24 protein-coding genes are annotated in these 25,323 nt (G+C 64.4%); 8 read left to right on the top strand and 16 right to left on the bottom strand.

The features are described from left to right. Positions 1 to 70: 70 nt before the first annotated feature. From ACP7BY_RS11465 to dxs, 6 genes are all read right to left on the bottom strand, one after another. Positions 71 to 1,240 carry a L,D-transpeptidase family protein gene (locus tag ACP7BY_RS11465; protein ID WP_052192122.1) on the bottom strand — a complete coding sequence of 390 codons (1,170 nt, stop codon included), beginning with the start codon at positions 1,238 to 1,240 and terminating at the stop codon, positions 71 to 73. Positions 1,241 to 1,252: 12 nt separating this feature from the next. Continuing rightward, on the bottom strand, positions 1,253 to 2,056 hold the full coding sequence (locus tag ACP7BY_RS11460; RefSeq protein ID WP_033963715.1) for a universal stress protein: 804 nt from the start codon (positions 2,054 to 2,056) through the stop codon (positions 1,253 to 1,255). 161 nt (positions 2,057 to 2,217) lie between these two features. After that, the gene (locus tag ACP7BY_RS11455; RefSeq protein ID WP_126848369.1) at positions 2,218 to 2,520 is read right to left on the bottom strand and encodes a UBP-type zinc finger domain-containing protein; all 303 of its coding nucleotides are present in this window, start codon (positions 2,518 to 2,520) and stop codon (positions 2,218 to 2,220) included. Beyond that, complete coding sequence (locus tag ACP7BY_RS11450; protein ID WP_033963713.1) at positions 2,517 to 4,160, bottom strand: FAD-dependent oxidoreductase; 1,644 nt, start codon at positions 4,158 to 4,160, stop codon at positions 2,517 to 2,519. Before ACP7BY_RS11450 ends, ACP7BY_RS11455 begins: the two co-directional genes overlap by 4 nt. 126 nt (positions 4,161 to 4,286) lie before the next feature. Beyond that, positions 4,287 to 4,985 carry a DUF6629 family protein gene (locus ACP7BY_RS11445; RefSeq protein ID WP_033963711.1) on the bottom strand — a complete coding sequence of 233 codons (699 nt, stop codon included), beginning with the start codon at positions 4,983 to 4,985 and terminating at the stop codon, positions 4,287 to 4,289. 99 nt (positions 4,986 to 5,084) lie between these two features. Continuing rightward, positions 5,085 to 7,010: a 1-deoxy-D-xylulose-5-phosphate synthase gene (dxs, locus tag ACP7BY_RS11440; protein ID WP_033963710.1), complete on the bottom strand. Its 1,926-nt coding sequence runs from the start codon at positions 7,008 to 7,010 to the stop codon at positions 5,085 to 5,087. 97 nt (positions 7,011 to 7,107) lie between these two features. Here dxs and ACP7BY_RS11435 point away from each other — a divergent pair, with 97 nt between their 5' ends. Continuing rightward, on the top strand, positions 7,108 to 7,647 hold the full coding sequence (locus ACP7BY_RS11435) for a GNAT family N-acetyltransferase (protein ID WP_033963708.1): 540 nt from the start codon (positions 7,108 to 7,110) through the stop codon (positions 7,645 to 7,647). A gap of 45 nt (positions 7,648 to 7,692) precedes the next feature. Here the strand turns inward: ACP7BY_RS11435 and ACP7BY_RS11430 are convergent, their stop codons facing one another. Beyond that, positions 7,693 to 8,151 carry a Fur family transcriptional regulator gene (locus tag ACP7BY_RS11430; protein ID WP_033963766.1) on the bottom strand — a complete coding sequence of 153 codons (459 nt, stop codon included), beginning with the start codon at positions 8,149 to 8,151 and terminating at the stop codon, positions 7,693 to 7,695. A 52-nt stretch (positions 8,152 to 8,203) separates the two neighbouring features. After that, entirely contained in the window at positions 8,204 to 8,596 is a 393-nt protein-coding gene (locus ACP7BY_RS11425; RefSeq protein WP_052192120.1) for a MerC domain-containing protein, read from the bottom strand. 129 nt (positions 8,597 to 8,725) lie between these two features. Between ACP7BY_RS11425 and ACP7BY_RS11420 the strand changes: the two genes are divergently transcribed. The 4 genes from ACP7BY_RS11420 to rpsI all read left to right on the top strand — a co-directional run bounded on the left by ACP7BY_RS11420 (position 8,726) and on the right by rpsI (position 11,797). Then, the gene (locus ACP7BY_RS11420) at positions 8,726 to 9,763 is read left to right on the top strand and encodes a COX15/CtaA family protein (RefSeq protein ID WP_171010559.1); all 1,038 of its coding nucleotides are present in this window, start codon (positions 8,726 to 8,728) and stop codon (positions 9,761 to 9,763) included. Continuing rightward, positions 9,760 to 10,608: a hypothetical protein gene (locus ACP7BY_RS11415; RefSeq protein WP_033963705.1), complete on the top strand. Its 849-nt coding sequence runs from the start codon at positions 9,760 to 9,762 to the stop codon at positions 10,606 to 10,608. The genes ACP7BY_RS11420 and ACP7BY_RS11415 overlap by 4 nt, the downstream gene beginning before the upstream one ends. Positions 10,609 to 10,757: 149 nt before the next feature. Further along, complete coding sequence (rplM, locus tag ACP7BY_RS11410) at positions 10,758 to 11,237, top strand: 50S ribosomal protein L13 (protein ID WP_052192118.1); 480 nt, start codon at positions 10,758 to 10,760, stop codon at positions 11,235 to 11,237. Continuing rightward, positions 11,237 to 11,797 (top strand): 30S ribosomal protein S9, encoded by a 561-nt coding sequence (gene rpsI, locus ACP7BY_RS11405; RefSeq protein ID WP_052192115.1) that lies wholly within the window; start codon positions 11,237 to 11,239, stop codon positions 11,795 to 11,797. The genes rplM and rpsI overlap by 1 nt, the downstream gene beginning before the upstream one ends. Before the next feature lie 89 nt (positions 11,798 to 11,886). On the opposite strand, the gene ACP7BY_RS11400 is transcribed toward rpsI, so the two are convergent. From ACP7BY_RS11400 to ACP7BY_RS11380, 5 genes are read right to left on the bottom strand one after another with little or no spacing between them, the layout of a single operon-like run. Further along, positions 11,887 to 12,654, bottom strand: coding sequence for a metallophosphoesterase family protein (locus ACP7BY_RS11400; RefSeq protein ID WP_137903007.1), 768 nt, complete (start codon positions 12,652 to 12,654; stop codon positions 11,887 to 11,889). After that, a complete protein-coding gene (locus ACP7BY_RS11395) occupies positions 12,651 to 13,481 on the bottom strand; it encodes a diacylglycerol/lipid kinase family protein (RefSeq protein ID WP_033963704.1) in 831 nt (276 codons plus the stop codon). Before ACP7BY_RS11395 ends, ACP7BY_RS11400 begins: the two co-directional genes overlap by 4 nt. A 56-nt stretch (positions 13,482 to 13,537) precedes the next feature. Beyond that, positions 13,538 to 15,163, bottom strand: a complete 1,626-nt coding sequence (locus ACP7BY_RS11390; RefSeq protein WP_231564918.1) for a DHA2 family efflux MFS transporter permease subunit — start codon at positions 15,161 to 15,163, stop codon at positions 13,538 to 13,540. Continuing rightward, positions 15,141 to 16,241 carry an HlyD family secretion protein gene (locus ACP7BY_RS11385; protein WP_033963702.1) on the bottom strand — a complete coding sequence of 367 codons (1,101 nt, stop codon included), beginning with the start codon at positions 16,239 to 16,241 and terminating at the stop codon, positions 15,141 to 15,143. The genes ACP7BY_RS11390 and ACP7BY_RS11385 overlap by 23 nt, the downstream gene beginning before the upstream one ends. Further along, entirely contained in the window at positions 16,234 to 16,680 is a 447-nt protein-coding gene (locus tag ACP7BY_RS11380; RefSeq protein ID WP_033963761.1) for a MarR family winged helix-turn-helix transcriptional regulator, read from the bottom strand. The genes ACP7BY_RS11385 and ACP7BY_RS11380 overlap by 8 nt, the downstream gene beginning before the upstream one ends. A 132-nt stretch (positions 16,681 to 16,812) precedes the next feature. Between ACP7BY_RS11380 and ACP7BY_RS11375 the strand changes: the two genes are divergently transcribed. After that, positions 16,813 to 18,762, top strand: coding sequence for an OPT family oligopeptide transporter (locus tag ACP7BY_RS11375; protein WP_137903008.1), 1,950 nt, complete (start codon positions 16,813 to 16,815; stop codon positions 18,760 to 18,762). A gap of 143 nt (positions 18,763 to 18,905) precedes the next feature. Here the strand turns inward: ACP7BY_RS11375 and ACP7BY_RS11370 are convergent, their stop codons facing one another. The 3 genes from ACP7BY_RS11370 to queF form a co-directional block, all read right to left on the bottom strand. Continuing rightward, a complete protein-coding gene (locus tag ACP7BY_RS11370) occupies positions 18,906 to 20,183 on the bottom strand; it encodes a glycoside hydrolase family 130 protein (protein ID WP_137903009.1) in 1,278 nt (425 codons plus the stop codon). A 45-nt stretch (positions 20,184 to 20,228) separates the two neighbouring features. Then, the gene (locus ACP7BY_RS11365) at positions 20,229 to 22,502 is read right to left on the bottom strand and encodes a glycosyltransferase family 4 protein (RefSeq protein WP_033963701.1); all 2,274 of its coding nucleotides are present in this window, start codon (positions 22,500 to 22,502) and stop codon (positions 20,229 to 20,231) included. Between the two features lie 151 nt (positions 22,503 to 22,653). Then, a complete protein-coding gene (gene queF, locus ACP7BY_RS11360) occupies positions 22,654 to 23,100 on the bottom strand; it encodes a preQ(1) synthase (RefSeq protein WP_033963700.1) in 447 nt (148 codons plus the stop codon). A gap of 96 nt (positions 23,101 to 23,196) precedes the next feature. Here queF and sseA point away from each other — a divergent pair, with 96 nt between their 5' ends. Beyond that, positions 23,197 to 24,036: a 3-mercaptopyruvate sulfurtransferase gene (gene sseA, locus ACP7BY_RS11355; RefSeq protein ID WP_033963698.1), complete on the top strand. Its 840-nt coding sequence runs from the start codon at positions 23,197 to 23,199 to the stop codon at positions 24,034 to 24,036. After that, positions 23,991 to 25,229 carry a cystathionine beta-lyase gene (gene metC / locus ACP7BY_RS11350; RefSeq protein ID WP_052192112.1) on the top strand — a complete coding sequence of 413 codons (1,239 nt, stop codon included), beginning with the start codon at positions 23,991 to 23,993 and terminating at the stop codon, positions 25,227 to 25,229. Before sseA ends, metC begins: the two co-directional genes overlap by 46 nt. The last annotated feature ends 94 nt before the right edge of the window (positions 25,230 to 25,323 follow it).

Below are 25,323 nucleotides of genomic sequence, written 5' to 3'. Positions count from 1 at the left end.
GGAGGGTAACAGCGACGCCGATCCGCTCTATCGGGAAGAGTACGTGGATCGTTGCCCTGGAGTGAAAGACTCAGGCTGCTTTCGCCAGCCCGGCATCGCGGCCGTAAACGTCGTCAAGATACGCCACGCCACTTGTTGCCGCCGGATCGGCCACTGCGGTGAAATAGACGATGTAGACGGGCACCGGGCGATCGAGCGCAAACGTATGATTGGTGCCCTGCGCCAGATATTGGTCGAAGCTCCGCGCGGTCTCCGGTGCGAGCAGCGTGCGCGCCAGCACGTCAGGGTGTTCGGTCCGCATACATCCGTGCGAGAATGCCCGCCGCTCCTGCTCGAACAGCCCCTTTGACGGCGTGTCGTGCAGGAAGATGCTATAAGCGTTGGGCATCTCGATCTTGACTTGGCCAAGCGCGTTGAGCGGCCCCGGTCGCTGCCGCACTTGCAATCGACCACCCGCGCCGCGCGTGGCGACATAGCCAAGCCGTGCGGCCTGAGCCGGACGATTGCGCACCATCGCACCCACGCTTTCCGACACGATGCTGCTCGGCACATTCCACCACGGATTGGCGGTCACCCCGGTCACCAACGTGGCAAACACGGGGGTCGGCGTGGTCGGCTTGCCAACGATAATGCGGTGGCTCTGGATGACGCGGTCCCCCTCGATCAGATCGAGTCGATACGCTGCCGGATTGGCCCAAAGGTAGTGGGCACCCAGCGCGCGCGGCAACCAGCGCCAGCGTTCGAGGTTGACCTTCAATGTCGTGCAATGCGCCGGGGTGTCGCAAGCCGGCAGCGCGGCGCGCAATGCGGCATAGCCCGACGACCGCGGCAGCAGCGCTTGCAACGCCCCGGCCACATCGTGCCGCGCGAGCGCCTCGCGCAGCCACAGGTCCAGGTCGATCGGATCGCGTGCGATCTCCCAGCCCTTGCGTGCATCGGCGGATGCCGCACCTTCCGCATAATCATGCGCGAGGAGCAGTGCGGCGCGGCTGGCCTCCGCCTCCAAATCTGGCGCGCGCTGGTCGATCGCGCGTTGCAACGCCGTCGCGCCGTAGCGCTCGGGACTCAACCCTTCCTGCGTCGACCGCCCGATTTCCTGGACGAGCGCGGCAAGATCGCCGGCCGACCAGCGCGGTGCCTGCGCCGCAGCGGGCGGCACCGGTTGTTGGAGTGTCGCGCTGGCAACCGGGACGCTCGCCGCGACCGAAAGGGCCGCAGCGAAGCGGACGAACAAGAACATCCCCAAGATCGTTCAGTGCGCCAGGAAAATCGGCACGGGGCTTTTCGTCAGCATCATCCTGGTAACTCCACCAAACAGGGCCTCGGCAACACGGTGATGGCCGAACCCGCCCATCACCACATAGCCGAAGTGCCCGCTCGACACCCGTTCAAACAGCACATCGCCGACCTTTGCCCCGTCCAGCGCGACATGTTCGACCTCTGCGTGAATGCCATAGCGAGAGAGATAGGCCGCAGCCGCTTCGGCGGGGAGTCGGTCGGACTCGTCGCCGATCGCGATGATCGTCACGCGTTCGGCATGGCGCAGGAGCGCCACCGCCGCCCGCAGTGCTGCCGCCGACGCGGTAGAGCCATCCCAGGCGATCAGCGCCCGGTCGAGATCGAGCCGACTCAAATCCTCCGGCACGGCCAGCACCGGGATGTGGGTCTTTACCACCAGGTCGCCCGCCAGCGCCCGCATGTCGGGCACCGGGCAAGCCTCCAACTGGCGATTGACGACAATGAGATCGGCAAGCGCGGTTTCATCGCGCAGGCACGGGGCCACTTCGCCGGTTGCATCGCGCCAGTCCCAGCTCACATCCTCATGAACGAGTCGGGCCTCCAGTTTCTCGCGGTTGGCGCTCTCGCGCTGCCTTTCCTCCTGCAGCAACATGCCAAAACCCGCATCGCCCAGCGCATCGGAAACCACCATGGTCGGCATGATCGTCACGTCCAGGCATACCAGATGCCCTTCCAAGGTGCGTGTCAGGTCCAGCGCAGCCTGCAAGCGCGCCTCCTGGCCACCATCGTCGTGCAGCAGCAGCAATATGGTCTTCATGCCAGCCTCCGTAGGTATCGATACCGGGGCCACGATACCGCTCACCGCCAGAGATCGGCATTGGGACTAATACGCAGAACCCGCCGGGCAATGGAAACGCGCGAGGCGCAACCGCGCTGTTCCGACGCCAGCGAGGCGATTGCCCATGCTCACTCGGTCGCTCAATAATAACGCGGAATCGGGCCCCGTTGCGGCGTTTGGTCGGGCAAATCGATTTCCTCCTGGTCGACGTAACACCACCCCCAGCCCTCGGGCGGATCATAGCCTTCGATGATGGGGTGCTGGGTCGCATTGAAATGTGCGCGTGCGTGTCGATGCGGCGACTGATCGCAACACCCGACATGTCCGCACGAACGGCACAAGCGCAAGTGGAGCCAGACGCTTCCGATCTTCAGGCATTCCTCACACCCCCGCGCGCTGGGCGTGACTTCGTTGATCGTGATGCTGTGACGGCAGGATGTCATACGGTCTCCGTGGTCGATCGTTCGGCGAGAAGGGCGTGAATCTGCGCGACGACGGCGGCCCCCTCGCCAACCGCCGCAGCCACGCGTTTGGTCGAGCCGGCGCGGACGTCGCCAATGGCAAACACACCGGGCAGGCTGGTTTCCAGCGACCGGGCACCGCCGCCCGTTACAATGAAGCCCTTGTCGTCGGTGTCGACGCAGTCTTTCAGCCAGTCGGTATTTGGGTCGGCACCAATGAAGAGGAACAAGTGGTGCAACGCCAGGCGACGGGATGTCCCGTCGGCTAAATTTCGGAACTCCGCCGACTCAAGCCCGGTCGCAGGATCGCCCTCCAGCGCGACGACCTCGCTGCCGACATGGATCTGCACGTTCGGCAACGCGGCGATCCGGTCGATCAAATATTGCGACATGGTTTCGGAAAGGCTGCGCCGCACAATAAGATGCAGATGTCGCACCTGGGGTGCCAGAAATACGATCGCCTGCCCGGCTGAATTGCCACCGCCGACCAGCGCGACCTCTTCGCCTGCACAAAGCCGGGCCTCGATCGGGGAGGCCCAATAGGAAATACCCCGCCCCTCGAACTCGGCGAGGTTGGCGATTGCCGGCCGTCGATACCGCGCGCCCGACGCGACGACGATTGCGCGTGCCAGCAATTGCTGCCCGCCGACCAGGTCGAGCGCGATCCGCTCGGCGGTGCAATCGAGCGCCTTCACCCCCAGCGGCACCGCGATTTCCGCGCCGAATTTCACTGCCTGATTGAAGGCACGACCAGCCAAGGCTTGCCCCGAAATACCCGTGGGGAAGCCAAGATAATTCTCGATGCGCGACGATGCGCCAGCCTGGCCGCCCATTGCACGTTCGTCGAGAACGATGACCGACAGGCCTTCCGATGCGGCGTAGACAGCCGCTGCCAATCCCGCCGGACCGGCACCGACGATCGCCACGTCATAAATCTTCGCGGGATCGAGCTTGGGTGTCATGCCGACGCACGTGGCCACTTGCAGGTTGCTCGGATTGCGCAACACCTCTCCGCTCGGGCAAACCACGAGCGGGAGGTCTTCGGGCAAAACTCCGATGCGTTCGATCAGCGCCTTCCCCTCGGCATCGGCGGCCGCGTCGAGCACTTTATTGGGGTAGCCGCTGCGCGTCAGGAAGCCCTGGAGGCGGATGACGTCCGCGCTGTTCGGCACGCCGATCAGGATCGTCCCCGCCCCGCCTTGCTCGATCAGCGCGACGCGACGGAGAATGAGCGCGCGCATGACGATCTCGCCCACATCGGCCGACCCGACCATCAACGCGCGCAGATGCGCCGGATCGAAAGGCAGCGCCACACAGCCGTTCGGCCCGGCGTGACCCGCAGCAATCGAGCCACGCCCGGCCAGTTGATTGACCTCGCCGGTAAACTGCCCCGCATTATGAGTCGTAACCGGCGCTTCATGGTTCAAGCCATCGCGCCGGACGACGTCGATCGATCCCTCCAGCACCAGCCATGCCGGAGCATCCTGTTCGCCGATCGCATAGACTTGCTCGCCCGGCGCGAAGTGGCGTTCGGGGCCGCTGGCAAAGCGCCGCGCCGTCGCGATCTGCGCGGCATTGAGCACGGGAAACATCTGCGGGGCGCGTGTATCGGGCGTGCTCATTGCGTCCCCTTTCTCGACTGGGCGAAGCCACCATAACGCGCAACCGCAATAGCGGTGACCCCATTCGTGCCGACTATACCAAGATATAGGCCCCGCGACAGGGACGGTGGGGCGCGACCGCTCCCCTCAGCCGCGCAGCCACGACAGAAGGAACGGCCGCAAACCCGGTGTCGTGCCGTTGGGCGTTTTGATATCGATGTCCTGCCGGTTGAACTGGCGGTACAGCACCACGCTCAGCACCGCGGCGTAAAAGCACCACACCGAGGCGAAGGCATACCCCTTCACCAGATGCACGATCGTCAGCCCGATCACGTTGAGCGCACCATAGGTCCGCACCACGCGGTGGGTGGACAGCAGCAGCGCCCCACACGTCGCCAAGATGTAAAGCAGCGACACCCACAATTGGCTGGTGATCGGGTTGGTGTACCGGATCGAATGCTGCTCGATGACGGCGCAGGTCGGCGCGACGACAAGACCCGACATGTCCCAAGCGAACACCACCGCGCCGACCGCAACCGTCCCCAAAATCGCAATGCGCCGCCATCCCGGAGGCTCCATCAGCAGCACCGCGACTGGCATCAGCAGCGGCAGGATGCCGATTGCGTAGAGCGTGAACAGGAACACCGCATGATCGAGTGCATAGGGGCCCAGCCGCCCCTCAAGCGCGAGCCACACCATGCCTTCGGAAAACTGGTGCGCGGAAAACAGCAGCGGGACACAAGCGAATAGCAGCGCGCGCGGCTCACGCACATGGCGCAATGTCGCCACGCCGACCGTGGCCAGCACCCCGGCGGCGGTAAAGCTGGCGGTGGCCGAAAAGCACATGCGCGGGTCTTTCGAGAACGGCGGGGGTTTCGATGGGACGAGGGTCGCCGCTTATGACCAGCGCCAAGTATCGAGGGGAGGGGGCGAGCCCCTTCCCCCTCAGGCCCGCGCGCCCTCCACTACTGCGTTCGAATTGTGACGCAGCGCCTTCAGCACCGTATCGACGATCGCATCGGCGTCGAGCCCTGCCTGGGCATATTGCACCTCGGGCTTGTCCTGATCCTGGAACAGGTCGGGCAAGCGCATGGTGCGCAGCTTGAGGCCCGCGTCGATCAGGCCGGAGTCGCTTGCGAACGTCAGCACATGCGCGCCGAGCCCGCCGACCGAGGCTTCCTCGATCGTCACCGCCACTTCATGCGTGGTCAGCAGCTTGCGGATCAAGTCCTCGTCGAGCGGCTTGGCGAAGCGCAAATCGGCGACGGTGGTCGACAGGCCCCGCGCCTCCAGCGCCTCGGCCGCGCGCAATGCCTCGCCCAGCCGCGTGCCGAGCGACAGGATCGCCACCTTATGCCCCTGGCGGACGATGCGGCCCTTGCCGATCTCGAGCCGCTCGGCCACCTCGGGCAGCGCCACGCCAGTGCCGTTGCCGCGCGGATAGCGCAACGCGATCGGCCCGCTGTCGTGCAGCACGGCAGTGTGCGTCATGTGCACCAGTTCGGCTTCGTCGGCCGGGGCCATCACCACCATATTGGGCAGCGACGCCATATAGGTCACGTCGAACGACCCGGCATGCGTCGCGCCATCGGCCCCGACCAGCCCGGCGCGATCGATCGCGAAGCGCACCGGCAGGTTCTGGATGCAGACGTCGTGGACGACCTGGTCATAGGCGCGCTGCAGGAAGGTCGAATAGATCGCGCAGAACGGCCGCATTCCCTGCGCGGCGAGGCCGGCGGCGAAGGTGACGGCGTGCTGCTCGGCAATGCCGACGTCGAAGAAGCGTTCCGGATGCGCCTTGGAGAAACCGTCGAGCCCGGTGCCCGAGGGCATCGCCGCCGTGATCGCGCAGATCAGCGGATCGCTCTCGGCTTCCTTGCTCAGCTGCGCGCCGAACACATTCTGATATTGCGGCGGTCCCGGCGGGGCCTTGGCCTGCGCGCCGGTGATGACGTCGAACTTCTGGACGCCGTGATATTTGTCGGCTGCGGCTTCGGCAGGCGCATAGCCCTTGCCCTTCTTGGTCACGACATGGACGAGGATCGGCCCTTCCTCGGCATCGCGGACATTTTCGAGCACGGGGATGAGCTGGTCGAGATTGTGGCCGTCGATCGGGCCGACATAATAAAAGCCCAGTTCCTCGAACAGCGTGCCGCCCATCGCCATGCCGCGCGCGAACTCCTCGGTCTTGCGCATGCCGGTGGCGATCGGCTTGGGCAGCCGCTTGGCGACTTTGCGCGCCAGATCGCGCAGGCCCAGAAACTCGCGGCTCGACACGATCCGGCTGAGATAGGCCGACAGCCCGCCGACCGGCGGCGCGATTGACATGTCATTGTCGTTGAGGATGACGACCAGCCGGTTGCCCGCCTGGGCGGCATTGTTCATCGCCTCATAGGCCATGCCCGCCGACATCGCGCCGTCGCCGATGACCGCAATGCCCTTGCCGGGCTTGCCCGCAATCTTGTTGGCGACCGCAAAGCCGAGCGAGGCCGAGATCGAGGTCGAGCTGTGCGCCGCGCCAAACGGATCGTATTCGCTCTCGCTGCGCTTGGTGAAGCCGCTGAGGCCACCGCCCATGCGCAGCGTGCGGATGCGGTCGCGCCGCCCGGTCAGGATCTTGTGCGGGTAGCATTGGTGGCCGACATCCCACACGAGTCGGTCGTTGGGCGTGTCGAACACATAGTGGATCGCAACCGTCAGCTCGACCACGCCGAGCCCGGAACCGAGGTGCCCCCCGGTGACGCCGACCGCCGCAATCGTCTCCTGCCGGAGCTCGTCGGCGAGCTGGCGGAGCTGGGTGGGCGCAAGCGCCCGGAGATCGGCAGGATAATGAACCGTATCGAGCAACGGCGTTTGGAGAGCGTCAACCATCCCCCCAACTTAGCGCCGTGGCCCGTGCCTGTCGATTGCCTGGATCGCGCTCGGCAAATTCTTGACGAGCGGTGCATCTGCGCATCACAGTCTAACCATGCCGCAATTGACCCATCGCCTTGCCACCGAGGCCGACATCCCGGCAATCCGTACGGTCATGGATCGTGCGATCGACGCGCTGCAGTCGGCATTTCTGACCCCGGCGCAAGTCGCGGCAAGCCGGGTCAGCATGGGGTTGGACACGCAGTTGATCGCAGACCGCACCTATTTCGTCGTCACCGAAGGCGACACGATCGCGGGGTGCGGCGGCTGGAGTTATCGTGCGACGCTCTATGGCGGCGATGCCAGCGCGATCCGCCGCGATGCCCGCTTGCTCGACCCGGCGACCGAGCCGGCGCGGATTCGCGCCATGTATACCGACCCCGATTTCATCCGCCGCGGCATTGGCCGGATGGTGCTGACGCTATGCGAGGAAGCCGCCCGTGCCGCGGGGTTTCGCCGTCTGGAAATGATGGCGACGCTGGGCGGGGAACCGCTGTACCGGGCGTGCGGCTATCACCAGATCGAGCGCGTGCCCACAATGGCGGATACCGATCCCCCCGTGCCGGGGCTTAGGATGGGCAAGGATCTGGTCTGACGATATCGGACACACGCCGTTTTGCCCAAACCCGCCGGAACGCGCCTAGTCGCAATCCGCGCATTTTCCGCGCACTTCGATCACCGGGCGAACCGGCGAAAACCCGGCAGCCTCGGCCGCCGAGCGCACGCCATTGGTGATCCGGTCATCGTCCAGATGCACCGTCTGCCCGCAGGTGTCGCATACCAGGAAGATGCAGTCGTGCAGGCAGCCGGGATGGGCATTGGCGATATAAGCGTTGGAGCTTTCCACCCGCCGCGCCAGGTTCTTGCCGACGAATAAATCCAGGATGCGGTACACGCTATTGGCCGCGATCCGCCGCCCTTCGGCCTTGGAAACGGCCTCGGCAATGTCATAGGCAGAGGCCGGCTTGTCGAATCCGGCCAGCGCCCGAAAGATGTTGGCGCGCATCGCGGTCCATTGCTCGCCCGAGCGCTCGAGCGTCGCCTGCGCCGCGACGGCAAGATCCGCGCCCTGCGGTTCGGTATGGTGATGCGTTGCCATGCGGGTCAGATAAGCGTTGTCGACCCAAGCCGCAACGGCGCGACTCAAGCGGTCAGTTGGCCGCGCGCCGGTTCAGATCATGGCCGAGCGCGAGAATGGCGACGCCGATCAGCGTCCACACCGTCTCCATGCCCGATCCGTCATGCGGCAGCGAAATTGCCCCCGCCATCGTGCCGAGCCCGGCCGAACCGACCACCGCCGGGATCATATAACCGTGCGTGAAGATGCCGCGGCCCAGCGCCAGCACGCCGAAACCAATCGCAATCGTCAGGCCAACCTCATGAAACAACGGGTTGAGCAGCAACCCGCCCGCCGTCGAAGCCAGCGCGATAAACACCGAACTCGCGATGCAATGCACCACGCACAGCCCGGACAGGCCGATCGCCATATTGTCGAAACGCTGTTCGATCCACCGTACGGTGGGAGATAGGGTCAGAGTCGTCATTCTGCTGTGCCATGTGGCACGCCACGCCCAAAGTTACAACATATCATCGCAAGGATTTTTGTCGGGGATTTTTTGACGGAGCGCTATTCCGCAATCGACGCGCGGATGACGGACGCGTAAGGCAGACCCATGCTTCAAGCGTCCTCGCTCCCGCAACAGCTCCGCCCGCGCACCTTGTCCAACTGGTTGTTTGGCGTTGCCGCGCTCGTTGTCGCGATGGTGGTGATCGGGGGCATTACCCGCCTCACCGAATCCGGCCTTTCGATTACCCAGTGGAAGCCGATCAGCGGGGTGATTCCGCCGCTCAATGCCGTGCAGTGGCAGGCGGAATTCGATAACTACAAGAAAATCCCGGAATATCAGCAGCTCAATCGCGGCATGTCGATGGCGGGTTTCCAGGCGATCTTCTTCTGGGAATATCTGCATCGCTTGCTCGGGCGCGTGGTCGGAGCCGCCTATTTGCTGCCGCTCCTGTGGTTCTGGATCCGCGGCCGCGTGCCGCGCGGTTATGTGCCGCGCTTGTTCGCGCTGGTGGCGCTGGTCTGTTTCCAGGGGGCGATCGGCTGGTGGATGGTGTCGTCCGGCCTCGTCAAGCGCACCGACGTCAGCCATGTCCGCCTGGCGGTCCATCTCGTCACCGCGCTCACCTTGCTCGCCGGAACGGTATGGACCGCGCTCGATCTGCGCGCTTTGGCGCTCAATGGCCGCGCACGACCGGCGCGTTTGCGGCCCGTCGCGGTCCTCGCTCTTGGCCTGCTGTTCGGGCAAATCCTGTTCGGGGCGTTCACCGCCGGGCTCGACGCGGGCTATGCCTTTTCCAGTTGGCCCTTGATGGGCGATGAAATCTTCCCCGCCGCCACGCCGCTGACCGATCCGTTATGGCGCAATGCCGTGGACAATCCGGTGGTGGTGCAGTTTATCCACCGCTGGTTCGCCTTCGTGGCGGCGGCAGGACTCGTCACGCTCGCGCTTGGGACGATGCGGGCGGGGGCACCCCGCACCGCCGCGATATTGATCGGCTTGGTCGCATGTCAGATCGTGCTTGGAATTGCCACGTTGCTAAGCGGCGTCGAGATCGTCGTCGCGGTCGCACACCAGGCCAATGCTGCACTCACCTTGATCGCGGCGACGGCCGCCGCCCATGCCGTGGGCCGTCGTTTCGCGTGACCCGCTGGCTGGGATTGCTCCCGGTTGCGCTCATTGCAAGTGCGGCACAGGCAACGTTCCATCCCATCCAGGATCGCCCCTACCGCTACGACTCGATCGAAACGCGCTCCGCAGACGGCGTTGAGCGGCGGTTTCAGTCAAAGCGAACGGTCGTGTTTCACCAGACCGACCGCGGATTCACCGCGATCGTCACGCTGGTGATGGTCGATCACCAAAATGCCGCAGGCGTTGCTCAAATGTTTGCGACCGCAACGGAAAGTCTGCTCAACCGCCCACTGCGCTTCGCGCTCGGCCCCGATGGATCGATCGAGGGTGTCGAGGATGCCGACGCCGCCATCGCGCAGATCGCTATGGCAATCGAGCGGATGGCGATCGGCACCCGCCGTCCCGGCATGTCGACCGCGCTCGCCGCACCGCTGCGCGCCATGCCGCCCGAGCGGAAGGTCGCAATGCTGACGTCGATCGTGTCGCCGCTGCTCGCCGGGCACTTGACCGACCGCCTGCCAGGCAAAGTCGCGGTGACGCTGCCCAGTCGCCCACCCCTGGCACCGGGGATGGCCCTGTCCGGCACCGAAACCGTGCGGCATGCCGCAAATGGTCAAGTCACCATCGAAACCGAGGCGACCGGCAACGTCGACGCATCGTCGCTCGCCGATAGCCCAGGAAAATTTGCGGCGGGGCCGGTGGCCGCGCCATCGGTCACGACCCACTCGACGCGGAGGTTCGACTCCACCTCAGGCCTGCTCGTCGAAAGCACCGAAGCCAGCGACGTGATCGCGTCGGACGGTCGCAGCCTTCACCGCACGCGCACCGCCACCGTCATAACCGTCACCCCGCCAGCATGAGATTGAAGCGGTATTCCGATACCCGTCAGCAAAGCCGCACTTTGCTTGACTTTCACCCCTATTCGCCGCAATAGGCCGTGCATCGGTGCCGTCCTTCGGGGCGGCACCTGTCGTTTTACACCCGTTCATACATAAAGGTCACAAGCCCCATGAAGGCGCTGATGAAGACCACCAAGCCGGCGTTGCCGCATGAGGTGGAAAAAAAGTGGCTGATCATCGATGCCGATGGTCTGGTCGTCGGCCGCATGGCCTCGATCGTCGCCAATATCCTGCGCGGCAAGCACAAGCCGAGCTTCACCCCGCACGTCGATTGCGGTGACAATGTCATCATCATCAACGCGGACAAGGTCAAGTTCACCGGCAACAAGCTGAAGGACAAGGTCTATTACAAGCACACCGGTTATGCCGGCGGCATCAAGGGCATCACCGCGGGCAAGGTGCTCGAAGGTCGTTTCCCCGAGCGCGTGATTGAAAAGGCGATCGAGCGGATGATCCCGCGCGGCCCGCTTGGCCGTCAGCAGCTGCGCAACCTGCGCGTCTTCGCCGGCACCGAGCACCCGCATGAGGCCCAGAACCCCGAAGTCCTCGACATCGGCAGCATGAACCGCAAGAACAAGGTGGGCAACTAATGTCCGACAACCGCCAGTCCCTCGCCGATCTCGCCGGCCTGACCAACACCCCTGCCCCCGCCATTCCGGCGGAATCGGCTGCCTCGGACCGCAAGGCCGAAGAGTATATGGCCGGCCACATTGCCGAGCCCGCTGCTCCGACGATGCCGCTGCGCGAGCAGATCCTCGACAAGCAGGGCCGCGCTTATGCAACCGGCCGCCGCAAGGACGCCGTCGCCCGCGTGTGGATCAAGCCCGGTTCGGGCAAGATCACCATCAACGGTCGTGACCAGGACGTGTATTTCGCCCGTCCGACGCTGCGCCTCGTCATCAACCAGCCGTTCGGCGTGACCGAGCGCGAAGGTGCCTATGACGTCGTCTGCACCGTCAAGGGCGGCGGCCTTTCGGGCCAGGCCGGCGCGGTCAAGCATGGCATCAGCCAGGCGCTGACCAAGTTCGAGCCGATCCTGCGCGCCCCCGTCAAGGCAGCAGGCTTCCTGACCCGCGACAGCCGCACGGTCGAGCGCAAGAAGTACGGCCGCGCCAAGGCACGCCGCAGCTTCCAGTTCTCGAAGCGCTAAGTCCTTTTCATACCCAGTCGCGAAGGGGCGGTCCGGCAACGGGCCGCCCTTTTTCGTTCCACGAAGCCGCCCTTTTGCTCCTGGCAGGCCTATTCCGCGCGTTCGCGTAGCAAAGGGGTTGCCGGGGCCAGGTCCATCGTGCGTTGCACGACGTCAAACCCTCCATCGCCGATGCGGATCTCGTTGAACGAGGGGGGCGTGATGCGGACGCGCTCGGACAGGGTGCCCGCCCCGATCATCCGAACGGTCCGTCCTTCAATCTCATGCGCGATATCGAACGGGTCGTGGACATGGCCGGTCAATACCGCATCGGCACCCGCCCGCGCCAGCGCAACCAGCGCCTGCGCGCCATTATGCGTGCGCGCCGACATCCGCGTTTCGGGCTCTGCCAAAGGGTGATGGCACGCGATAAAGATCAAACGCCCCTCCGGCACCGCCGCGATCAGCGATAGCGCCCGCTCCAGCGCCGCGCGACTGACCTTGCCCTTGGACCAGTTGAGCCGCCACTGCGCCCGCGCCGTCGTTACCAACGGGATAATCGCGATGCCCGGCAGATCGAGCGGTTGCTCGACCATGCGCTCCACCGCCGTCATTCGCCGATAGGGTCGGAAGAAGCGGTCGATCGGATTGAAATAGGGCAAATCATGATTGCCGACTTCGACCGTTACCGGCACGCCAAGCCCTTGCAACCAGGCGAGCCCCGCCGCGAACTCACGCCGTCGCGCGCGCATGGTCAGGTCGCCGGTCATCACCACGGCATCGGGCTTTTCGGCCTTTACCAGCGCATCGAACCACGCGACTGCGGCTGCATCCTCGCGCCCGAAATGGACATCGCTGACGTGAAACAACCGCGTCACGCGGCCGCCCTGGTCGTAAGGAAGATTTCACGCATCATGCCCACCCGCACCATACTACCGGCTTCGAGCATGATCGGCTCGCCGTCAACCAGCGCCAGCGCGGGCTTGTCGCCGCGCGTGCGAAACTGCCCGACATGGCATTGCGTGACCTCGGCGGCGGCAACCCAATCGCCCGTCACCCATTCCCACCCCAGCCGCGCAATCGCCCGGAAATCGCGCGCATCGATGGCGGCGATGTCGAGATGATCGGCTTCCGGCCGGACGAACACAGCTTGCGCGCCATGCTTTAAAGCGGGCACGCCTTCCAGCCGGATGCCCCGACCAAAGGTTCGCTGCCACGCGTGCTTCATCGCCCGGCCGAGCCCACGCAGCCGCCCGGCGCGCACCATCTCGCGCGCCCGTACCCAGGTGGCCGCCGGGCCCAGGATCAAGCCGACGAAGGCGCGGTGCCCGGCGACGTCGACATAGGGCAGGCTCGTCCTGCGCCCGTGCTCGACCGCGGCCGCGACAATCGCTGCCGAATCGGTGGAGCCGTGAAGATGCTTCGCCAGCATGTTCATGGTGCCGCCCGGCAGAATCAGGATGGTGCCGTGCCACTCGGCCAGCGCGCACACGGCGGCGTTGATGGTGCCGTCGCCAGCGAACAGTACCGCGGTATCGACGCCCGCCGAGTCCAGCGCCTCCGGTGTCGGCAAGGCGTCATCGGGAAAGGCGGTGCGCCCGGCCAGCACCAGTCCGCGATCGGCGAACACCGTCGCCAGCGCCTCCGCTTTGGCCGGGGTGGCCGTGCCCGATTTGGGATTTGTAATGAACCAAAGTGTCTTCATCGCCCCGCCAACGCATCACGACGCGAAAAGGCTCGCCCCCGCAACGGATTCTCTGCTCAATCCATCGCCACATGGACAGGTTCGTCCCCGACCTTGGGGGCCGCCGGGCGTTGCAGCAGGAACACCAAGGGGATCGAGCCCAGCGTCAGGATCATCATCAGCTTGAAGTCGTCGAGATAGGCGACCATCGCTGCCTGCTTGTTGACGATCGCGTCGGCCATCGCCAGCACCGTATCGGTAGCTCCGCCCGTGATCGAACTCACCACCGGATCGTTGGCCACCAGGCCGGGATCGGGGATATGCTGACCGATCTCGGAATGCGCGGTCTGGATGTTGCGGGCAAGCAACGCAGTCACCACCGAAATGCCCGCCGAACCGCCAATGTTGCGCGACAGATTCATCAAGCTCGACGCCTCGGTACGATAACGGGGATCGAGCGTCCCGAAGGCGGTGATATTGAGCGGGATGAACACCAGCCCAAGTCCAATCCCCTGCACGAAGCCGGTGACGATGAAGGGTTGCTGCCCCATTTCGAGCGTCCAGCCCGTCATGTCATAAAGCGACCAGGCAGCAATGAGCAGTCCGGTGCCGACCATCATCCGCGGATCGACCTGGCGCTTCATCAACTGCCCGGCGATATACATCGAACCGACAATGCCGATCCCGCGTGGCATGAGCAGGATACCTGCGGTCAACACCGGATAGCCGTAAAGCTGCTGCAGCATCGGGGGGAGCAAGGCGAGCGTCGCTGTCATCAGTACGCCGAGCACCAGCATGAAGCCGACGCCCGTCAACAGATTGCGATTGAGGAACAGAGCCCGATCGAACATCGGATTTCTGGCGGTGAACAACTGGACGAAGAACATCCATGCGCTCGCCAGCGCGACCATGCCCTCGGTCCACACTTCCCACGAGCTGAACCAGTCCTGCGTCTGCCCCCGGTCGAGCATCAACTGGAAAGCGCTGATCGCCACCGCCAGCATCGAGAAACCGAAAATGTCGAACCCGCGCTTGGTGATGTCGCGCGAGGGCAACAGCGCCCACAGGATAAGGAAGCAAGCGATACCGATCGGCACGTTGACGTAGAAGCACCAGCGCCAGTCGTAATTGTCGGTCAGCCAACCGCCGATCACCGGCCCCAAAATCGGCCCGACCATGATGCCCATGCCCCAGATCGACATCGCCGCCGCCTGTTTGGAACGCGGGTTGATATCCATCATCACGGTCTGGCTGAGCGGGTTCATAAACGCCGCCGCGACACCTTGCAGCACGCGGAAGATCACCATTTCGGGCAGGCTGCTGGCAAGACCGCACAGCATCGAAGCGATCACGAAACCGACCACCGCGCCGAGGAAAAGATTGCGCGACCCGATCCGGTCGGCGAGCCAGCCGGTCAGCGGAATCGCGACCGCCGAGGCGACGATATAGCTGGTCAGCACCCAGGTGACCGTGTCGGACGTGGCGCTGAGCGAGGCCTGCATGTGCGGCAGGGCCACATTGGCGATGGTCGAATCGAGGATCTGCATGATCGTCGCCGCCATCACGCCGATCGTCAGCAGTGGACGATTGCTGGTGTGGAGCGCGGCGCGCTCCTCGAGCGGCACCGCCTCCTCGGTCGAGGGGATGCGGGCGAGCCGATCGGCCTCGCCCGCATCGGGATTAGCAGTGGCCACTGCGCACATCCACGGTGACGTTGGCGCTGAGCCCAGCGATCAGCGGCCGTTTGCTCGCCTGGTCGATCGCGATGCGCACCGGCACGCGCTGCGTCACCTTGACCCAATTGCCCGTGGCATTCTGCGCCGGAAGCACCGAGAATTCAGAGCCGGTGCCGGCACCGATCGACTGAACATGGCCCTTCAGTTTCAGGCCATTATAGGCATCGAACTCGACCTCGGCGGGTTGCCCGACGCACATCTTGTTGAGCTCGGTTTCCTTGAAATTGGCCTCGACCCACGCCGGATGGTTCGACACGATACTGACGGCGGGCAAGCCGACGATCATCATCTGCCCGACCTGGAGCCGGTCGGACTGGCTGATCGTACCCGATACCGGCGCGTAGACCGAGGTACGCCGCAGATCGAGCGCAGCCTTGTCGCGCTGGACCATTGCTGCCTGCACTGCGGCCGGCACGCCCGATCCATCGGTGCCGCTGCCAACTTGCGTGCGCGCCTTGGCCGCACTGGCATTGGCGGTCGCCAGCCGCGCCTTCGCCGCCGCGACTTGCTGCGCCGCCGCATCGAAGCTGGCGCGCGTGGTGAAGCCCTGCTTCATCAGCGCGGCTTGCCGGTCATAGGTCGCCTGGGCGAGCGCGATGTCGGCCTTGGCGCTGGAAATATCCGCCGCCGCGCCGCCACTGTCGGTCGCCAGCGTGCTCACTTGCACCCGTGCCGTCGCAATCGCGGCATTGGCTTGCGCCAGCGCGATACGATACGGATCCGGATCGATCTGGAACAGCAGATCGCCCGCTTTCACCGGCTGGTTCTCGCGCGCGTCGACACGGACGATGCGTCCCCCAACGTCGGATGAGACCGACACCTTGTCCTGCTGAATATAGGCGTTGTCGGTGGAGACGAAGCGCCCGGCCGTGAGCCAGAAATAGCCAGCGATCGCGATGATCAGCAAGGGTAGGCTGACCATCAGCAAGGGCCGCAGCCATGTCCGACGCTTCACCGGCGTTTCGGTCAGCGTGCCCGGCGGGGGCGAAATTACGACGGTGTCGGTTGCCGCTTTGGGGTCGATCTTGGGGTCTGCGTCAGCCATTTGCGACCTCACTGGTTTTATCCGGAGAAGAAAGATTGCTGTGGATCCGCCGGAGCGTGGCCATCACCGCGTCATATTCGGCAGGAGAAACACCTTGCAGCGCACTACCGAGCATCGCTTCGGCCAAATGCGCAAGCTCCTCGAGCAGAGGACGCGCGCGCTCGGTCAGGAAAATCTGCCACGCCCGTCGATCGGCCGGATCGCGGCGGCGCTCGACCAGACCGGCCTCTTCGAGCCGGTCAATCATCCGACATAACGTAATCGGCTCCACTTCGAGCAGATCGGCCAAACCGCCCTGATTGATCCCTTCGCCGCGCTGAAGAAACTTGAGCACACGCCATTGCGTCCGCGTCACGCCGATCAGTCGCGCACGTTCATCGAACCGCCGCCGCATCAGGCGCGAGACGTCGCTGATCAAAAATCCAATCGAGTCCTGCATGCCACCCATATAGTAAGTATGCTTAGATTATCCATAGTATCCTTTGCTGCGCCGCAATAAAGACACGGACTTGGAATGGTCCCGCTGCAAAAACCCCTGTTACGGAGCCCCCGCGCTGTGCCAGATAGCCGGATGCGCACCCCCCACCCCACCCCGATCGCCGAACTGACCCTGCGGGGCGTGTTGCTTGGCGGCCTGATCACGCTGCTGTTCACCGCCGCCAACGTCTATCTCGGGCTCAAAGTCGGGTTGACCTTCGCCACCTCGATCCCGGCCGCCGTGATCTCGATGGCGGTGCTGCGGCTGTTCAAGGGCGCGACGATCCTCGAAAACAACATTGTGCAGACGGTGGCGAGTGCTGCGGGCACGCTGGCGGCGATCATCTTCGTTCTGCCCGGGCTGGTGATGATCGGTTGGTGGCACGGCTTCCCGTATGTCCAGACCGCGATGATCACCGCGACCGGCGGCATATTGGGCGTGATGTTTTCGGTCCCGCTACGCCGCGCGCTCGTGGTCGATACCGACCTGCCCTATCCAGAGGGCGTCGCCGCCGCCGAAGTACTGCAAATCGGCGCAGGCTCGCGCGAGGGCGCCGCCGAGGCACGCACCGGGCTGTTCGTGCTGATCTGGAACAGCATCGCGTCGGCCGGGTTCGCGATCTTCACCCAGACCAAGATCATCACCGATACCGCTGCCACCACCTTCCGCGTCGGCGCGGGCGCAACCGGCATAGCAGGCAGCCTGTCCTTCGTCTTGCTTGGCGTCGGCCATCTCGTCGGCATTTCGGTCGGCGCGGCGATGGGGCTGGGGCTGGTGATGGGCTGGTTCGTGCTGGTGCCGCTGCTCACTGCCGCGCATCCGATGCCCGGCGACATGGCCGCCTGGGTCAATACGATCTGGAAGGGCGATGTGCGCTTCTTCGGCGCGGGGTTGATCGGCATTTCGGCGATCTGGACGCTGGTGAAGATCGCCGGCCCGGTCATCGGCGGCGTGCGCTCGGCGCTGGCGGCAAGCGCCGCGCGCGACAAGGGCGAGACGCTGGCGCTGGAAGAACAGGATTTGCCGATCGTCTGGGTGGCAGGGGTCGCGCTGCTCACGCTGCTGCCAATCGCCTGGCTGTTGTGGGACGTGATCGCGGGCGGCGCGCTGGTCGGTTCGGCGGCGCTGCTGATCGCAGGCGCACTGGTGTTCGTGCTCGTCGCCGGGCTGATGATCGCGGCGGTGTGCGGCTATATGGCGGGGCTGATCGGCGCGTCCAATTCGCCCGTCTCAGGCATCGGCATCCTCGCGGTGATCGGATCTTCGCTGATGCTGGTCGGCCTATTCGGCCAGCATCCGGGCGCCGACACCACGCGCGCACTGATCGCTTATGCGCTGATCGTCACCGGCATCGTGTTCGGGGTCGCCACCATTTCCAACGACAATCTGCAGGACCTCAAGACCGGCCAATTGGTCGGCGCGACGCCGTGGAAGCAGCAGGTCGCCTTGGTGATCGGCGTAGGGTTCGGCTCGCTCATCATCCCGCCGGTGCTGAACGTGCTCAACAGCGGGATGGGCTTTGTCGGCGTGCCCGGTGCCGGGCCGAATGCGCTCGCCGCGCCGCAAGCCGGGCTGATCTCGGCACTGGCCAAGGGCGTGCTGTCGGGTGACGCCAATTGGCGGATGCTGGGCTATGGCGTGGCGGCAGGCGTCGTGCTGATCGCGCTGGACGAAGCGCTCGGGCGGTTGAAGCTGTTGCGCCTGCCCCCGCTCGGCGTGGCGCTCGGCATCTATCTGCCGATGTCGGTGATCCTGCCGACGGTGCTGGGCTCGGTGATCGGCTGGTTCTACGACCGCTGGGCGCGCACCACCGCCAACCCCGAAGTGGCCGAGCGCATGGGCACGCTGACCGCAACCGGCCTGATCGTCGGCGAAAGCCTGTGGGGCGTGCTGTTCGCGCTGATCGTATGGGCCAGCGGCAGCGATGCGCCGCTCGCGCTGATCGGCAAAGGCCATGAGGCGGCGGCGTTGATCGGCGGCACCGTGCTGTTCCTGGGGATTGCGGCGGTGCTGTACCGTCGGACCATCACCGTTTCGCGGTAATTTCCCTCTCCCAACGGGAGAGGGAGGGAGGAGCGAAGCGACGGAAGGGTGAGGGTGATCGCTCCCGTATCGCCTCGCCCTCACCCTTCCCACGCCTTTGGCGCGGGCCCCTTCCCTCTCCCATTGGGAGAGGGAAAAGCGGCTCACATCGCCGCGAGCAGCGTGCTGATCTTGATGAACGCGAACGCGACCGAGCTGTCCGCCACGCCATACGGCACGAACAGCGTGTCGCCGTGCCGGATCGCGCCGCAGGTGTAGACGACGTTGGGCACATAGCCCTCGCGGTCCTGGTCCGCCGCCGCCAGGATCGGCTCAGGCGTGCGCCCCAGGACCTTGGACGGATCGCGTTTGTCGAGCAGCACCGCGCCGATCGCATATTTGCGCATCGCGCCGACGCCGTGGGTCAGCAGTAACCAACCTTCGTCGAGCTCGATCGGCGGGCCGCAATTGCCGATCTGCACCAGTTCCCACGGGAACACCGGCACGAGCAGCTTCTGCCCCTCGTCCCAATGCGTCAGCGTATCGGATTTGAGCAGGAACAGATTCTCGCCGTCCTGCCGCCCGATCATCATATATTGCCCGCCGACCTTGCGCGGGAACAACGCCATGCCCTTGTTGCGCGCGGCAGGTCCCGTCATCGGCACCAGATCGAACGCACGGAAATCGCGCGTGCGCAGCAATTCGGACTGGATCGTCGAGCCATTATAGGCGGTGTAGGTGCCGAGCCATTCGACATCGCCATTGTCATGATGGAACTGGACGAGGCGCAAATCCTCGAGCCCCTTCGATTGCGCGGCGGTAATCGGGAAGATGACGGTGCCCGACAGCGTCGAATCGCGGTGGCGATAGACCGTGATCGGCCCCTCGGGCAGCGTTTCCTCATCCAGCCCGACCGCATCGGTCGCGGTGGCGAAGGGCGGCTCGGGCGCGAGCTTCAATTGATTGTCGTCGGTGATGATACCTTCGCGGAAGGCGACCGAGGAGATGTGCCCCTCCCCCACCGCGCGCAGGCTCATCAGGATGCGCTGCGATCCGGCCGGCATGCCCGACTGGTCGAAATGTGGCACCGCGCTCGGGTTCATCAACGCGGCGGCAGCATAGCTATATTCGTGGCAGAAATAGGCACCGATCAACTGGCGCTTCTCATCGCCAATCTCGCTGCCGTCGATGCCGAGCATATCCTCGATCTCGTCATAGCGCGTCATGAACACGCGGCGCGTCTGCCAGTGGCGCGCCTCGAAATCCTTGAGCACCAGTTCGAGCTGCGCGCGCGTCTCGGCAGAGTCGAGCGCCATCACCGCGCTGACGATACGCTCCGTCCGGTTGCCGCCATTCCCGCCCCACGCGAGATGGAACGGCCGCACCACGACTCGCGACGGGTCGGCATGAAGCCGCAGGGCATGTTGGAACAAATCGATCACGGTATAAAAGCCTCGCGTAACGCCTTCGCGGCGTCACGAGCGAGGCTACGCGACGGCGCTCCGCGGTCCTGCCACGCTTTCCGCCCGCTTTGCCAGCCCAGAAATGGTGCAACCGGACAATTGCAGCGCCAAAATCGACTCCGCGCCCTGATTTCGGTTCAAACCGGTCGGCATGAGGCCATCGAAGCAACCGCCGTCCTGCACGGTGGCAAGCGGCAGGTCGAGATCGTTCTGGCCGAGATACCAAAGATAGGCCCGTTGTGCCTCGGCCACCCAGCGATGGTCCCCCGACGCGTCAAAAGCGGCACTGCAAGCGTCGATAGTGGCTTGCGCCTCCAGCGGCTGCTGGTCGAACTGCAACGGCTCGGCATAGACCCGCCCGAAACTCTCACTGCCCACCGCACGGAAGCGCCCCTCTGGCGATGTCTGTTTGCCGACGATCCAATCGAGCGTACTCAAACCGCATTTGACCATGTCTTCGCGGTCGAGCGAGTGCCCTGCCCTGATCAATGCCTCGGGCAAGCGGGCGTTGTCATACGCCAACACGATTTCGAACCATTCCCATTCGGGACGCCGCGCCTCTTCAAGCAGCCCGCACAGTTCCTCGCCAAAACGCGCCAAGATGGTGCGCGCCAGCGCATGGCCCGGGAAAGCATCGAGGATGGCCGCAGCGCCCAGCATGGCAAAGGCATGCGAGCGCGGCGAGCCAAGTTCGAGCGACAGCGACGCCGTCATGTCGAACATCGACACGGCCCAATGGCGATGCTTGGCCAGCTGCGCATCGCGCGCGGTCACGCCCAGCGCCCACAGCGTGCGACCGTTCGAATCTTCCGACCCGAAATCCTCGCACCAGGTCCGGTCGAAATTCATGAAATTCCGAAAACGTCGAGCCTCCGGATTCCAGGCATATTGCAGGAACGACGCGTAAATCGTCATCCATTTGTCCCGCTCGCCTTCATCCATTGTCGGCATTTGGCTGACCAGCATGAGCGCGCGGGCGTTGTCGTCAATGCAATAGCCATGGCGGCGATCGGGCACGGAGTAGATCGAGTGCTGCAGCATGCCCGTCGAATCGCTCATGCGCTCAACCGCCGAAAAATCGGGGGCCAACGGGCTGAGCGACAATGCAACGCTCTGCAACCGTTGCGGCTTGGCTGCCACCATCTGCACGATCTCGCGCATGGCGACCTCGGCGAGACGCGGCCAGATCATCGTCCGGCCCCGCGCATACGCACGCTCCGACAGCTTCAGGCGATTGCGGTCGCTGCCAAGCAGGGCGTTGATCTCGCGTGCAAAGGCCGCAGAGTCGCCAAAATCGACCAGCACACCGTGACCATCGCCGAGAATTTCGGTGGCATGGACATAAGGCGTCGAAACCACCGCCTTGCCGACGCCGACTGCATAGCTCAGCGTGCCGGAGGTGATCTGCGCCGGGTTGAGATACGGCGTCGCGTAAATATCTGCCGCCTGCAGGTAATCGATCAGCTCGTCATGTTCGAGAAAGGCGTCGATGAACTCGATATTGCGGCCGACGCCCAATTTCGCCGCCAAAGCCTTGAGCCCGTCGCGATATTTTTCACCTTCGTGCGCGACCAAATTGGGATGCGTCGCCCCCAGTACCGCATAGAGCACATTGGGATGCTGCTCGGCGATCGCAGGCAATGCCTCGATCATGACTTCGATGCCCTTGCCCGGTGCCAACAGGCCAAAGGTCAGTACCACCTCTCGCCCCGCCCAGCCAAAGCGCCCCTTCAACGATTCGGGATCGACGAAGTCACGATCCGGGACGCCATGGGGAATCATCACCACGTTGCGCCCGCTGGCGCCGTATACCCGCTCGAGAATTTCGCGCCCGCGCTCGGCCATCACGATCACACGTGCTGCGCGGCGTAGCAGGCCTTCCATGACCCGACGCTGGTCGGCATCGGGCTTTTCGAGAATGGTATGGAGCGTGACGATTACCGGGATCGACACACGATCGAGCAGCGCGAGGATATGTTCGCCCGCCGGGCCGCCAAAGATCCCATATTCATGCTGCAACCACAGCGCCTGCGCCCCGCTCGCCTCGATCGCGCGTGCGGCATCGAGATAGGCCATACGGTCCTGATCGGGGATGCTGCGGGTTACTTCGGGGGGATAGTCGTATCGCCCAGGATGGTCGTCCATCGCATAGACATCGATCTGCAGATCGGGGAAGCGGCCCTTCAGCGCCGTAAAGGTATCCGTAGTATAAGTCGCAAGGCCGCATTTCCGCGGCAGGAAATTGCCCACCAAAGCCAGGTGATCGATTGGGGTCACGCCATCCGCCTGTTGCATCATGCTCGCAATCCTCAAAAAATCAGGGCGCTTGCCCTTTGAATACCTCCAACGAACGGCCAAGTTTCAATATGGTTGCACAGATGTTGCATTGCAACGCGGGGAATTGCGCTGATCGAAATCAACCTTGCGGTGAGATGAACGAATCGCTCGCTCAGCCGCGCCCACGATACCCCTGAACCTCCTGCGGCGGCAGCCACAAACCCTCAGGAGGCGCGCCCGATTGCCAAAACACATCGATGGGAATGCCGCCGCGCGGATACCAATATCCACCGATTCGCAGCCATAGCGGCCGCATTTCCCCGAACAGGCGCTCGCCGATACCGACGGTGCAATCCTCGTGAAATGCCTGGTGGTTGCGAAACGAGCCCAGGAAGAGCTTGAGCGATTTCGATTCGACGATGGTGTCGGCAGGCGCATAATCGATGACGAGGTGCGCGAAATCGGGCTGGGCCGTAACCGGGCAAAGCGACGTGAATTCAGGCACCGCAAAGCGCACCAGATACGTGCGCCCCGGCCGCGGGTTGGGAACATAATCCAGCACGGCTTCGTCAGGAGAAGCCGGGAGCGCGCTGGTCCGGCCAAGATGTTTCGGAGTCATGAGGCCGATATAGGGATAGAAGGCGCGTGCGTCATCCCGGTGGCTCGACGGCGTGCCTGCAGCGGGCTAGGGACGGACAAAACAAGGAGACGATACATGGACTCGCTGGTGACGACGGAATGGCTCGCAAACGAGCTGGGCGCGAACGATCTGCGCATTGTCGATGCGACCTATTTCGCCGGCTTCGGTGATCGCGATGCCGCTGCCGAATATGAAGCGGCGCACATTCCGGGCGCGGTGTTCATGGATCTGGCCGAAATCGCCGATACCTCCAGCGACCTGCCCTCTATGCTGCCGAGCGCCGAAAAATTCGCCAGCCGGATGCAGTCGCTGGGTCTCGGCGATGGCAGCCGCATCGTCCTCTACGACAACTCGCCTTACCACACCGCAGCACGCGCCTGGTTCATGCTGCGGACCTTCGGCGCGCACGATGTCGCCATCCTCGATGGCGGTCTGGCCAAATGGCAGGCCGAAGGTCGCGAAACCGCGTCGGGCAAGGAGCAGCTGCGCCACCGTCACTTCACCGTCTGGGCCGATGACAAGGGCGTGCGCACGCTCGACCAGATGAAAGCCAATGTGGAAAGCGGCGCGGAGCAAGTGCTCGATGCGCGCTCGGCGGCACGTTTCACCGGCGAAGAGGCCGATCCGCGCCCGGCGACGCATCCCGGCCATATTCCGGGCTCGAAGAATCTGCCGGTCGGCCAGATCTTCAACGAAGACGGCACGTGGAAGACGGGCGACGCACTGAAGGCCGCGTTCGAAGGGGCCGGGATTGATCTCGACAAGCCGCTCGTTACCACGTGCGGCTCGGGCATCACCGCCTCGGCGCTGGCGTTCGGCGCGCATCTGCTCGGCAACGAAGCTGCAGTCTATGACGGCAGCTGGTCCGAATGGGGCGCAGACCGCACCACACCCAAGGCGACCGGCGCGGCGTGAACGACGATCGCGACTGCCCGAAGGGCGATGCCACCCGTGTCGTAGCAGCGGGGCGGCGCAAGGAATGGACGCAGGGGATCGTCAACACGCCGGTGTGGCGCGCCTCGACGATCCTCTACGATAGCGTTGCCGATCTCCGCGCCGCCGGCACCAGCAATACGCACCACCGGCTGTTCTACGGGCGCAAGGGCACGCCGACGCAGTGGAGCCTCGCCGACGCGCTGAACGAACTGGAACCCGGCGCGGAGGGCACGTTCCTATACCCCTCAGGGGTCGCCGCGATCGCAGCGGCCTTGTTGTCGGTGCTCTCGCCCGGGGACGAGCTGCTGCTGCCCGATTCGGCCTACGACCCGACCCGATCGATGGGCACCGGCCTGCTCAAGCGGATGGGAATTTCAACGCGCTTCTACGATCCGCTGATCGGTGGTGGGATTGCCGACTTGATCGCCGAGAATACGCGCGCGATTCTGCTCGAAAGCCCAGGCAGCCTCACCTTCGAGGTGCAGGACGTGCCGACAATCGTCGCCGCAGCCAAGGCGCGGGGCGTAACGACCTTGCTCGACAATACCTGGGCGACGCCGTTGTTCTTTCCTGCAATCGCCCACGGCATCGATCTCTCCATCCTTGCCTGCACCAAATACGTCGTCGGCCATAGCGACGTGATGCTCGGCTCGGTCACGGCGGCACCGGGGCATTTCGGGCGGTTACGCGACACCAGCTTCCAACTTGGCCAAATCGCCAGCCCCGACGATTCGTGGCTTGCGTCGCGCGGCCTGCGCACCATGGCGGTGCGGCTGAAACAGCATCAGGCGAGCGCGCTGGAAATCGCGCATTGGCTGAAGCAGCGGCCCGAGGTCGCTGCCGTGCTGCATCCGGCGCTCCCCGATTGCCCCGGCCACGAAACCTTCCTGCGCGACTTTAAAGGCTCGTCCGGGCTGTTTTCGTTCGTGCTGAACGGCGGCAATGAAGCCGCCCGCGCGGCGCTGATCGACGGGCTGGAGCATTTCGGGATCGGCTATAGTTGGGGCGGTTTCGAAAGCTTGGCCCTGCCCGTCGATCCGCAACGGTATCGCAGCGTAACCAAGCGCGCTTATGCTGGCCCGATCGTTCGCCTGCAGATCGGACTGGAGGATCCGGTCGACTTGATTGCCGATCTGGCAGCGGGCCTGGAGCGATTTTCAGCGTCTCGCTGAAGCATCTCCTGTTGCTGAAGCGTTGCTCGACTGTTGCTGAGTTACAACAACCGGTGCCGAACCGGTCGTAAAACCTCAAAATTGAGTTGTGCAG

Origin of the sequence: Sphingomonas sp. PSPC2-2, from assembly GCF_049897725.1 — a bacterium.
GTDB lineage: Bacteria > Pseudomonadota > Alphaproteobacteria > Sphingomonadales > Sphingomonadaceae > Sphingomonas.
Note: the sequence above shows the minus strand (reverse complement) of the source record. Positions and strands in the feature narration are given on the sequence as shown.

Bases quoted from the DNA above. Each gene is read 5' to 3' on its own strand.
- ACP7BY_RS11465 (WP_052192122.1), bottom strand. From the start codon at position 1,240: ATGTTCTTGTTCGTCCGCTTCGCTGCGGCCCTTTCGGTCGCGGCGAGC.
- ACP7BY_RS11460 (WP_033963715.1), bottom strand. From the start codon at position 2,056: ATGAAGACCATATTGCTGCTGCTGCACGACGATGGTGGCCAGGAGGCG.
- ACP7BY_RS11455 (WP_126848369.1), bottom strand. From the start codon at position 2,520: ATGACATCCTGCCGTCACAGCATCACGATCAACGAAGTCACGCCCAGC.
- ACP7BY_RS11450 (WP_033963713.1), bottom strand. From the start codon at position 4,160: ATGAGCACGCCCGATACACGCGCCCCGCAGATGTTTCCCGTGCTCAAT.
- ACP7BY_RS11445 (WP_033963711.1), bottom strand. From the start codon at position 4,985: ATGTGCTTTTCGGCCACCGCCAGCTTTACCGCCGCCGGGGTGCTGGCC.
- dxs (WP_033963710.1), bottom strand. From the start codon at position 7,010: ATGGTTGACGCTCTCCAAACGCCGTTGCTCGATACGGTTCATTATCCT.
- ACP7BY_RS11435 (WP_033963708.1), top strand. From the start codon at position 7,108: ATGCCGCAATTGACCCATCGCCTTGCCACCGAGGCCGACATCCCGGCA.
- ACP7BY_RS11430 (WP_033963766.1), bottom strand. From the start codon at position 8,151: ATGGCAACGCATCACCATACCGAACCGCAGGGCGCGGATCTTGCCGTC.
- ACP7BY_RS11425 (WP_052192120.1), bottom strand. From the start codon at position 8,596: ATGACGACTCTGACCCTATCTCCCACCGTACGGTGGATCGAACAGCGT.
- ACP7BY_RS11420 (WP_171010559.1), top strand. From the start codon at position 8,726: ATGCTTCAAGCGTCCTCGCTCCCGCAACAGCTCCGCCCGCGCACCTTG.
- rplM (WP_052192118.1), top strand. From the start codon at position 10,758: ATGAAGGCGCTGATGAAGACCACCAAGCCGGCGTTGCCGCATGAGGTG.
- rpsI (WP_052192115.1), top strand. From the start codon at position 11,237: ATGTCCGACAACCGCCAGTCCCTCGCCGATCTCGCCGGCCTGACCAAC.
- ACP7BY_RS11395 (WP_033963704.1), bottom strand. From the start codon at position 13,481: ATGAAGACACTTTGGTTCATTACAAATCCCAAATCGGGCACGGCCACC.
- ACP7BY_RS11390 (WP_231564918.1), bottom strand. From the start codon at position 15,163: ATGTGCGCAGTGGCCACTGCTAATCCCGATGCGGGCGAGGCCGATCGG.
- ACP7BY_RS11385 (WP_033963702.1), bottom strand. From the start codon at position 16,241: ATGGCTGACGCAGACCCCAAGATCGACCCCAAAGCGGCAACCGACACC.
- ACP7BY_RS11380 (WP_033963761.1), bottom strand. From the start codon at position 16,680: ATGCAGGACTCGATTGGATTTTTGATCAGCGACGTCTCGCGCCTGATG.
- ACP7BY_RS11375 (WP_137903008.1), top strand. From the start codon at position 16,813: ATGCGCACCCCCCACCCCACCCCGATCGCCGAACTGACCCTGCGGGGC.
- ACP7BY_RS11365 (WP_033963701.1), bottom strand. From the start codon at position 22,502: ATGATGCAACAGGCGGATGGCGTGACCCCAATCGATCACCTGGCTTTG.
- queF (WP_033963700.1), bottom strand. From the start codon at position 23,100: ATGACTCCGAAACATCTTGGCCGGACCAGCGCGCTCCCGGCTTCTCCT.
- sseA (WP_033963698.1), top strand. From the start codon at position 23,197: ATGGACTCGCTGGTGACGACGGAATGGCTCGCAAACGAGCTGGGCGCG.
- metC (WP_052192112.1), top strand. From the start codon at position 23,991: ATGGGGCGCAGACCGCACCACACCCAAGGCGACCGGCGCGGCGTGAAC.